Here is a 10,572-nt window from a genome sequence, read left to right as displayed (position 1 = left end):
GAATCGATCTGATTGTTCTGAATGTTGGTGATAATTATGATCATTAATCATTTGGTAATTATTTTTTTCAGAAGATATTTTAAAAACGGTAGAAATGTGATTTTTTTTTGTATTAAAAAATATCCAATGAAATAATAGCATATAAATAATTATATGCATGATAATTGAAATAAAGATGGCATACTTAATATTTATATGAGATTTTTTACTATAATTGGAATTGTATGTTATCATAGACATATTATATGATTATTTAATCAATAGGGTTGGCAATCATTCCTACAGAAGATATTCCTTTATCACTTAATAAAGTTAATATTTGAATTATTTCGTTGTATTTCGTGTAGGCTGAAGCAGCTATAAAACCTATGGTTTCTGGATTTTGTTGAACAATATTGTTTATTTCTAATGATAATTTATGAAAATCAATATTTTTGGTATATTTATTATACACCCTAAAATTGTATAATCCTGTTTCTAAAATTTCTATAGTTATTGCACATTTATTATTGTGATTAGTAATATTAACGGTGTTAGTGCTATTTGGTAGATTTACTTGAAATCCTTGTATCAATTGAAATGGTATCATCATAAAAATAATTAATAAAATTAATAAGATATCTAAAAATGGTACGATATTAATTTCAGATTGAATTTTAAATCTCTGGTTCTTTTTTCGATAATGATACATACTGCTTGTCCTTATTCATTTCAATGGAATCAGAGTGTAAAAATACCTGATGATATAATATTGTAACAAATTCTTCTATAAAAGAATCATAACTTTGATTAAGATCATTAATTTGTTTTGTTAAGTAATTAAAAGCCATAACAGCTGGAATGGCTACAAATAAACCTATTGCTGTAGAAATTAATGCTTCTGCTATTCCAGGTGCAATAATTTGCATATGAGTGCTTACCATATGATCAGCAGTAGTAATTATTTTTCCTAATTCTAAAAAAACATGTATTATTCCTAATACTGTTCCAAATAATCCAATATACGGACTAATAGATCCAATTGTTCCAATTAGAGGAATATATTGCTCTAATATTTCTAATTCAACATTCATTGTACTGCGCATAATCCGAAATACTCTATTAGTTACCGTTTCAGGTAAGCAATTTTTTATATGATATAATTTAGAAAATTCTTTAAAACCTACACAAAAGATATGTTCAGAACTATTAAGTTGACTTCGTCTATTTGATATTTCTTCATATAAATGAGATAATTTTATTCCAGACCAAAATTTATTTTCAAATAATTTTAATCTATATTGTTCTATTTTTAAAATGAAAACACGATGAAAAATTATACTCCATGATATGACAGAAAATATAATTAGTAAAATCACAGTGATTTTTACTAAAATATTAGTTTTTGAAAATAGATCAAGTACATTCATATTAAGTATTGCGAATTACAATAAAAGTTATTTTCCATTAATTTATTATCAAATATTTAGATTTTAGCATTATTTATTTTTTAAATGATTATTGGTTAAAATCTTTTTAGCCATATCCCCAATAGTTACGAAATTTTCAGCAACATATACCCCAGCTTTCGATAAAGCCATGCATTTTTCATATACACTAGTTCCTTTTCCTGAAATGATAGCTCCAGCATGTCCCATACGTTTTCCTTTAGGCGCTGAGGATCCTGCTATATATGCTATGATTGGTTTTTTTATATATTTTTTTATATAAGTTGCAGCTTGCTCTTCCGATTTTCCTCCAATTTCTCCGATCATGATTATTAATTTTGTTTTAGGATCTTGTTCAAATAAAAATAAAACATCAATGAAACTAGATCCTAATATTGGATCCCCTCCAATCCCTACGCAAGTAGATTGTCCTAATCCAGAATCTGTTATTTGTTTTACTACTTCGTAGGTTAAGGTTCCGGATCTAGATACAACTCCGATATTACCAGGTTTATGAATATAATCAGGCATAATGCCAATTTTACACTGTCCTGGAGTAATTACTCCAGGACAGTTTGGTCCAATCAAAGTACATATATTCTGTGCTTTTAATTTTTGTTTAATTATTAACATATCCAATATTGGAATTCCTTCTGTGATACAAATGATTAAATTAATTTTAGAATATATAGCTTCTAAGATAGCATCTTTACAAAAGGGAGCTGGTACATAAATAACAGAAGCAACAGCTTTAGTATGATTTATTGCTTCATCAACAGTATCAAATACTGGAAGACCAAGATGAATAGATCCCCCTTTTCCAGGAGTAACCCCTCCAACTATTTTTGTTCCATATAGCAACGCCTGTTGAGAATGAAAACTAGCTTTTTTACCAGTAAATCCCTGGCAAATTACTGTAGTGTTTTGATTAATTAGAATAGACATATTTATTTTACTAACTCTATAGTTTGACGTATTGCATCTAATAAATTATTAATGACAAAAACGTTTAGTTTTTTATTATTTATTAACTTTTTTTGACCTAAAATAGCATTGTTACCTTCTAACCGAACTACAATAGGTATATTGTTAGTGTTTTGGGATAAAACATCAATAATTCCTTCTGCAACTAAATTACAACATACGATTCCACCAAAAATGTTGATAAATATCGCTTTTACTGATGTGTTTTTTAAAATTATAGTTAGTGCTGATATAATAGAATTTTTATTTATATCACCACCTATGTCTAAAAAATTAGCTGGATTTCCTCCTAATGATTTTATTAAATCCATAGTAGCCATCGCCAAACCAGCTCCATTTACCATACATCCTATATTTCCCTGTAAAGAAATATAATTAATTCCAATATTTTCATTATTAATAGAAGAGATAGACTCATTATCTTCTGACATATTTTTATTTAAACATAAATTTAAAAGATCTTTTTGTCTAAATAATGCATTACTATCTATACTAACTTTGGCATCTAAACAAATTAAATCTTGATTTTTATTTATAATAAATGGATTTATTTCTAATAAAGTAAAATCTTTTTTTAGAAATACTTGAATAATATTCATATAAATTTTAACAAATTTGTTAATTTGTATTCCTGTAAAGCCTAATTTATTTGCTAATATACGTCCTTGATATTCATATGCTTCAGCTACAGGATCTATCACAATTTTAAAAATTAAATCAGGTAATTTATCAGCCACATTTTCAATGTTTATACCTCCTTTAGTAGAAACTATACACAAAATTTGAGATGAATCTCTATCAATTAACACACTAAGGTAAAATTCATTAATAACTTCAACCACTGATTCTACTAAAATAGCATGGACTATTTCCCCTTCTGTAGTTGTTTGATATGTAATAAGTCGTTTTCCAATCCACCGTTGAGCAAAAGACTGTATCTCGTCTAATGAATATACAACTTTTACTCCTCCAGATTTTCCTCGTCCTCCTGAATATATTTGGCATTTTACCATCCACGGAGGACCATCTGTTATAATGGATGATTTACAATATTTAATTTCTGATATATTAAAAAAAACATAATTTTTTAAAACAGGTATTTTAAACTGGTTAAATATTTTTTTTGCTTGATATTCGTATAAATTCATCATAGTAATTTATTCTAGTGTATTAATTGAAGTTAAATATTACATATAGCGAAGTATATAATATTTTTTGTTTGTATAACATATGAATATAGAACTATATTTGTCTATTCATATTTTAAATATCCAATAATAATCGCGCTGGATCTTCTATTAATTCTTTTACTGTTTTTAAAAAATTTACCGAATCTTTTCCATCTATTAATCTATGATCATATGACAGAGCTAAATACATCATAGGTAAAATTACCATTTCTCCATTTATAGCTATTGGTCTCTCTTTGATAGCATGCATTCCAAGAATAGCGCTTTGAGGAGGATTAATAATAGGAGTAGACATCAAAGAACCAAACACTCCTCCATTAGTAATAGTAAAATTTCCTCCAGTTAATTCCTCTAAAGTTAATTTTCCTTGTTTTCCTTTTTCAGAAAAAAATTTAATTTTTTTTTCAATATCAGAAAAACTTAATTCATTTACATTTCTTAATACTGGTGTAATTAATCCACGTTCTGTAGAAACTGCAATACTTATATCAATATAATTATGATATATTATTTCTTCTCCATTAATAAAAGCGTTAACTTCAGGAAATCGTCGCAACCCTTCTAGTACTGATTTTACAAAAAAAGACATAAACCCTAATTTAATACCATGCCGCTCTTTAAATAATGTTTTGTATTTATTACGTAATAGTATAACAGGTTGCATATTTACTTCATTAAATGTAGTAAGCATGGCTGTAGAATTTGTTACATATAATAAACGTTCGGCAATTTTTTTCCGTAAACGATTCATTGTAACTTTAATTTCTTTTCTATCATTAGTAATATGATTCATATTATTATTGTTTTGCATAATATTATAATGCATCTTCTTTTTAGATATAACATCAGTAGTAAAATTAGTTTTCTGTACTGCTGATTGGATTTTTATATATTTTTCTATATCTTGTTTAGTGATTCGTCCCTTTATACCAGTTCCTTTTATATTGTTTATATTTAAATTATATTCAGTGATTAATTTTCTAACGGAAGGACTTAATAAAATGGTATAGTCATCTTTTTCATTATGTATATATTTATAATCATCAGAAATATTAGTATCATTTAAATCTTCAAATTTGTTATTGTGCTTTTCATTTAAAATTATTGGATTATGATTTGATTCATCAACACTTATATTATCAATTAATTTTAAATGACCTAAAGTTTGACCAGACTTAACAACAGATCCTTCTTTTTCTAATATTATTTCTAATATTCCATTTTGAGAGGCTGGTACTTCTAGCATGATTTTGTCTGTTTCAATTTCAAGTAATATTTCATCTTGCTGAATATGCTCTCCTTCTTTTTTATGCCAAACAGCGACAGTAGCATCTTCGACTGATTCAGGTAAATTAGGAACTAAAATTTTTAAAATATTATTACTACTATTGCTCATTTTTTATCCTTTTATTGTTCATTTAAACCTAAGGCAACACTAATTATTTTTTTTTGTTGTAATTGATGTATGGCAAAATACCCTGAAGCAGGTGAAGCTGATGAATCTCGTCCTACATAATTTAATGTAATATTATCGTCAATACATGATGTATTAATACATTTATAAAAACAACGCTGTATATAATGCCAAGCTCCTTGATTTTTGGGTTCTTCTTGACACCAAATAAATTCTTTTACATGATTATATGATTGTTTTAAAATCATTGCTACATCAGAATAAGGAAAAGGATATAATTGTTCAATACGTACTATTGCCGTAGTATACAAGTGCGCTTTATTTCGACTACTTAACAAGTCATAATATATTTTTCCTGTACATATAATTACTTTTTTTACTTGATTTAATATACAACAATCATTAGTTTCGTTAAAAATAGTGTTAAAAGATCCATATACTAAATCATCCATTGTAGAAGTTGCCATAGTATGTCTCAATAAAGATTTTGGGGATACTATAATTAATGGTTTTTGTATGACATTTCTTGATTGTTTTAATAAGATGTGATAGATTTGGGCTGGAGTAGAAGGCACGCAAATTTGAATATTGTTTTCAGCACATAATTGTAAATATCTTTCTATACGACATGAAGAATGTTCTGGACCTTGACCCTCATATCCATGAGGTAATAGCATAACTAATCCACATAATTGATTCCATTTTTGTTCACCAGAACTAATAAATTGATCAATAACTATTTGAGCTCCATTAGAAAAATCCCCAAATTGAGCTTCCCAAATAACTAAAGTATTTTTAAAAGCGATAGTAGAATATCCGTATTCAAACGCTAAAGCTGATTCTTCAGATAATACTGAATCCCACACTAAAAATGATCCTTGTTTTTTTTTAATATTCATTAATGGAACATATAGTGATCCATGATCTTGATCATATATTACTGCATGTCTATGAAAAAATGTTCCTCGTGCTACATCTTCCCCTGACAATCTAATAGAATAACCTTTTTCTAACAGTACAGCATATGCTAAACATTCAGCCCCTCCCCAATCAAATAATCGTTTTTCTAATGCCATTTCGGCACGTTCATCATAAATTTTTTTTACTCTTTCATGCATCTTAAAATTAACTGGAATGTTACTAATTCGACATGCCAAATTTTTTAAGTATTGTTTGTTTATTTGTTGGTTATTGCCATTAAAACAATTCGATTTATGTTGAGGATTATTGTTGCAGTGATATGTAGAACGTATATTTATAGGTTTCCAAGATTCAAGTACACAATGTTCAGCTTCTAATTTTGAACGATATGATTGAATCATATCTTGAACTTTATTTATGTCCACTATTATTTTATTTTTATGTAAAAATTTAGAATAAATATCAACAACTGTAGGATGTTTACGAATATTTTTATACATTACAGGTTGAGTAACACTAGGTTCATCTGCTTCGTTATGTCCATGCCTTCGATAACAAACTAAATCAATAATTATATCTTGTTTGAATTGATGTCTAAATTTTAATGCAAATCGAGTAACAAAAATAACTGCATTAACATCATCTGCATTAACGTGAAGAACAGGAGCTTGTATCATTTTTGCAATATCAGTGCAATATGAAGTAGACCTAAGATCATGGATGTTAGATGTAGTAAATCCAATTTGATTATTAATTACAATATGAATTGTTCCTCCAACCCCATAAGCTCTAGTATTAGCCATATTAAATGATTCCTGAACTACTCCTTGAGCGCTAATCGCAGCATCTCCATGTATTACAACTGGCAATATTTTATTATTTTGTGATTTAAAATCACCATTTTCAGTAAATTGTTGAACATTATTATGAGATAATTGATCTATCCTTGCTCGTGTAGCACCCATTACAATTGGAGTAACAATTTCTAAATGTGATGGATTAGGAAATAAAAACAAATTAATTTTTCGTCCATTCACAACAATATTTGAATACAAACTTTGATGGTATTTTACATCTCCACTTTTATTATATTCACAATTTTTACCATAAAATTCTTCAATTAAATCATGAGGATTTTTACCTAATACGTTAATTAACACATTTAATCGACCTCTATGAGCCATACCTAGAAATATTTCTTGAATTTCATGATATTCAGAAGAATAACGTATTATTTCTTTCAACATAGGAATCAATACATCTCCTCCTTCCAAAGAAAACCTTTTTACTCCAGGAAATTTTATTCCTAAATAATGCTCTAATATATTTGCTGAAATAATTTCAGTAAGAAATTGTTTTTGAGCTAAATTACTCAAATTAGTAGATATATTTGTGATAGATTCAATTTGTTTTTGAATCCATAAAACTATATCGGGATTTAAAATATGCATATATTCTATCCCAATAGTTTTACAATAAATTGTTTTAAAAAATTGATATATATCTTTTATAGTCATCAAACCTTGTGAAATCCCTAAAAGATTGGTATCTATTAATCGATACCAATCTTCATTCATAAATTTATAATGTTCTAATTCCAGAAGGTCATTTTTATTTTTATTGACAAATAAACCCAGTGGATCTAATTTTGAATATTGATGCCCATATATTCTAAAAGAATTAATTAATTGTAATATTTTTATAAAAACATCACTATTTTTATCTAACAGCACTGAACCTGTAATTTTTTTTTCTTTAACTTCAACACATGATTTATTATTTAATTTTAAATCTTGAGGAATACGATTCAAATATTTTTCTTCACAGATCCATTCTCGAAATACCTTATTCCAGCTAGGATCTATATCATTAGGATTTTCTAAAAAAACTTTATAAATTTGCTCAATATATGATTGATTATTTTTTATTAAAAAAGAGGACCCTATTAATTTTTTAAATTCATCACTATCCATGGCACAATCCTATTCATAAGTATATATATGACTATTACTCATATATTAATTTTATATGTATATATATAATAAATGAGTTTTGTATCGATTTTAATTAAAGAATCATTGCTTAATAATATTTTTGACTAGCATACGTTTAATATTTCCTATAGCTTGAGCTGGATTTAATTTTTTAGGACACACACTAACACAATTCATAATATTATGACATTTAAAAACACTAAAATTATCATTGATATTTTCTAATCGCTCTTTACTATTAGTATCTCTGGTATCTACTAAAAAACGATATAGTGTTAATAATCCAGCAGGCCCAATAAATTTATCTGAATTCCACCAAAAAGAAGGACAAAAACTAGAACAACATGCACATAATATACATTCATAAGATCCATCTAATTTAGCTCTATCCTCTGGAGATTGTAAATATTCATGAGATGGTTGATTGATATTATTATTTATTAAATAAGGTTTTATTTTTTCATATTGTAAATAAAATTGATTCATATCTACTACTAAATCTCGTATTACAGGGAATCCAGGTAATGGTCTTATAGAAATTGTTTTCTTTCGTGTTTTCTTAATTAAATTTGTTAATGAAGTGATGCATGCTAGACCGTTTATCCCGTTTATATTCATTCCATCTGATCCGCATACTCCCTCTCTACAAGATTTACGAAATGTTAAAGTAGGATCTTGTTCTTTTAATTGTATTAAAGCATCTAATAATGTCATTTTATGTATTTTTGATAAATTGATATAATATTCTTGCATATAAGAAGATTCATTTTTTTCAGGACAAAAACGATAAATTAAAAATTTAACTTTCATATTTTTCTCTATTTTAATAAACACGAGTCTTTGGTAAAAAAGTAGGTCTAAATTGTGGATTCATATTCACGTTTCTACGAATCATAATGTTATCTTTTGGTAAAAATAATGTATGACATAGCCAATTTTTATCATCTCTAAAAGGAAAGTCGTATCTACTATGTGCTCCTCTGCTTTCTTTTCTAAAAATAGCAGACATTGCAGTTACATAAGCAATTTCTAATAAATTTTCTAACTCTAAGCATTCAATACGTTGCGTGTTAAATATAAGTGTTTTATCTTGTAACACAACTTTATCTAATCGTTTTTTTATTTCTTTTAATTCTTCCAGTCCTTTCAGCATTGTTTTTTCTTCTCTAAAAATTGCAAAATTATTTTGCATACACCACTGTAAATCTTTTCTTATTGTAACAGGATTTTCTTTATTTAATATTAAATGGTTTTGATTATTATTCCATTTAGTATAACGAAATACAGATGGCTCTATATCAGAAATAGTGGCATCTCTTGCAGGAGGCCATTCTTCCTCTAAAAGATATTTATGTATGCATAATCCTACAGCTTGTCCAAATACTATTAAATCTAATAAGGAGTTTCCACCTAATCTATTAGCTCCATGTACTGATACACAGGCAGTCTCTCCAACTGCAAATAAACCAGGGACTATTTTATAATTATATCCATCTTTTTTGTTACTATTATTTACGGTGATTACTTGTCCATGGATATTCGTTGGGATACCTCCCATCATATAATGACAAGTTGGAAAAACTGGAATTAATTCTTTTACAGGATCAATATTAGCAAAAGTTCGAACTAATTCTAAAATTCCTGGGAGACGCAACTCTAATAATTCCTTTCCTAAATGATCTAATTTTAACTTAACATGCGGTCCATAATATATATCTGAATAGCCTCGTCCTTCCTTAATCTCAATAATAATTGCTCTAGATACTACATCTCGTCCAGCTAAGTCTTTAGCATTCGGGGCATATCTTTCCATGAATTTTTCCCCGTTTGAGTTTAATAAATATCCTCCTTCTCCTCTGCATCCTTCACTTACTAAAATACCAACACCAGCTATTCCAGTAGGATGAAACTGCCACATTTCCATATCTTGTACTGGAAATCCAGCTCGTAATACCATTCCGATTCCATCTCCTGTATTAATGTAAGCATTGGTAGTTGATTGATAAACACGACCAGCTCCTCCAGTAGCAATTACTGTAGCTCGAGCTTTAAAATATATTAATTCTCCAGTTTCAATAGAAAACGCAACACAACCTAACACTCTATCGTCTTGATTTTTTACTAAATCTAATACATACCATTCTGAAAATACAACAGTTTTATTTTTTAAATTCTGTTGATATAGAGTATGTAATAGTGCGTGTCCAGTTCTGTCAGCAGATGCAGCAGTACGAGAAGCTTGTTTTTTTCCATAAGATAAAGTTTGTCCTCCAAACGGTCTTTGATAAATACGTCCATTCTTTAATCTAGAAAACGGCAAACCCATTCGTTCTAGTTCTAAAACAGCTTTTGGCCCTGTTTTACACATATATTCAATAGCATCTTGATCTCCTATATAATCAGAACCTTTAACTGTATCGTACATATGCCATTCCCAATGATCTTCATGCTGATTTCCAAGAGCTACTGTAATACCTCCTTGAGCAGATACTGTGTGCGATCGTGTTGGAAATACTTTAGAAATTAAAGCACAAGAAAAGCCCATTCTAGAAATGTATGAAGCAACCCGCATACCGGCTCCCCCAGCACCTATAATAACAGAAAAAAATTCTTTTATTGGTAAATGATTATAATACAACATA

Annotated in this window: 8 protein-coding genes; all 8 read right to left on the bottom strand. The window is 27.9% G+C overall.

The window, feature by feature from the left end; translation table 11 throughout:
• Window positions 1-253: 253 nt before the first annotated feature.
• Window positions 254-691, bottom strand: coding sequence for a biopolymer transporter ExbD (locus Bfest607_RS01705; protein WP_500838033.1), 438 nt, complete (start codon window positions 689-691; stop codon window positions 254-256).
• Entirely contained in the window at window positions 657-1,409 is a 753-nt protein-coding gene (gene tolQ, locus Bfest607_RS01700; protein ID WP_500838032.1) for a protein TolQ, read from the bottom strand. Before tolQ ends, Bfest607_RS01705 begins: the two co-directional genes overlap by 35 nt.
• Window positions 1,410-1,478: 69 nt before the next feature.
• Entirely contained in the window at window positions 1,479-2,372 is an 894-nt protein-coding gene (gene sucD / locus Bfest607_RS01695; protein ID WP_500838031.1) for a succinate--CoA ligase subunit alpha, read from the bottom strand.
• A gap of 2 nt (window positions 2,373-2,374) precedes the next feature.
• The gene (sucC, locus tag Bfest607_RS01690; protein WP_500838030.1) at window positions 2,375-3,562 is read right to left on the bottom strand and encodes an ADP-forming succinate--CoA ligase subunit beta; all 1,188 of its coding nucleotides are present in this window, start codon (window positions 3,560-3,562) and stop codon (window positions 2,375-2,377) included.
• Between the two features lie 112 nt (window positions 3,563-3,674).
• Window positions 3,675-4,997 (bottom strand): 2-oxoglutarate dehydrogenase complex dihydrolipoyllysine-residue succinyltransferase, encoded by a 1,323-nt coding sequence (gene odhB, locus Bfest607_RS01685; RefSeq protein ID WP_500838029.1) that lies wholly within the window; start codon window positions 4,995-4,997, stop codon window positions 3,675-3,677.
• Window positions 4,998-5,008: 11 nt separating this feature from the next.
• Window positions 5,009-7,909, bottom strand: a complete 2,901-nt coding sequence (locus tag Bfest607_RS01680; protein WP_500838028.1) for a 2-oxoglutarate dehydrogenase E1 component — start codon at window positions 7,907-7,909, stop codon at window positions 5,009-5,011.
• 102 nt (window positions 7,910-8,011) lie between these two features.
• Window positions 8,012-8,740: a succinate dehydrogenase iron-sulfur subunit gene (locus Bfest607_RS01675; protein ID WP_500838027.1), complete on the bottom strand. Its 729-nt coding sequence runs from the start codon at window positions 8,738-8,740 to the stop codon at window positions 8,012-8,014.
• Window positions 8,741-8,753: 13 nt separating this feature from the next.
• Window positions 8,754-10,571, bottom strand: coding sequence for a succinate dehydrogenase flavoprotein subunit (sdhA, locus tag Bfest607_RS01670; RefSeq protein WP_500838026.1), 1,818 nt, complete (start codon window positions 10,569-10,571; stop codon window positions 8,754-8,756).
• Window position 10,572: the final 1 nt, after the last annotated feature.

Source organism: Candidatus Blochmannia festinatus (nom. nud.), from assembly GCF_059936355.1.
This window is presented reverse-complemented; position numbering and strand designations above follow the sequence as displayed.

Bases quoted from the DNA above. Each gene is read 5' to 3' on its own strand.
- sucD (WP_500838031.1), bottom strand. From the start codon at position 2,372: ATGTCTATTCTAATTAATCAAAACACTACAGTAATTTGCCAGGGATTT.
- odhB (WP_500838029.1), bottom strand. From the start codon at position 4,997: ATGAGCAATAGTAGTAATAATATTTTAAAAATTTTAGTTCCTAATTTA.
- Bfest607_RS01705 (WP_500838033.1), bottom strand. From the start codon at position 691: ATGTATCATTATCGAAAAAAGAACCAGAGATTTAAAATTCAATCTGAA.
- sdhA (WP_500838026.1), bottom strand. From the start codon at position 10,571: ATGTTGTATTATAATCATTTACCAATAAAAGAATTTTTTTCTGTTATT.
- Bfest607_RS01675 (WP_500838027.1), bottom strand. From the start codon at position 8,740: ATGAAAGTTAAATTTTTAATTTATCGTTTTTGTCCTGAAAAAAATGAA.
- tolQ (WP_500838032.1), bottom strand. From the start codon at position 1,409: ATGAATGTACTTGATCTATTTTCAAAAACTAATATTTTAGTAAAAATC.
- sucC (WP_500838030.1), bottom strand. From the start codon at position 3,562: ATGATGAATTTATACGAATATCAAGCAAAAAAAATATTTAACCAGTTT.
- Bfest607_RS01680 (WP_500838028.1), bottom strand. From the start codon at position 7,909: ATGGATAGTGATGAATTTAAAAAATTAATAGGGTCCTCTTTTTTAATA.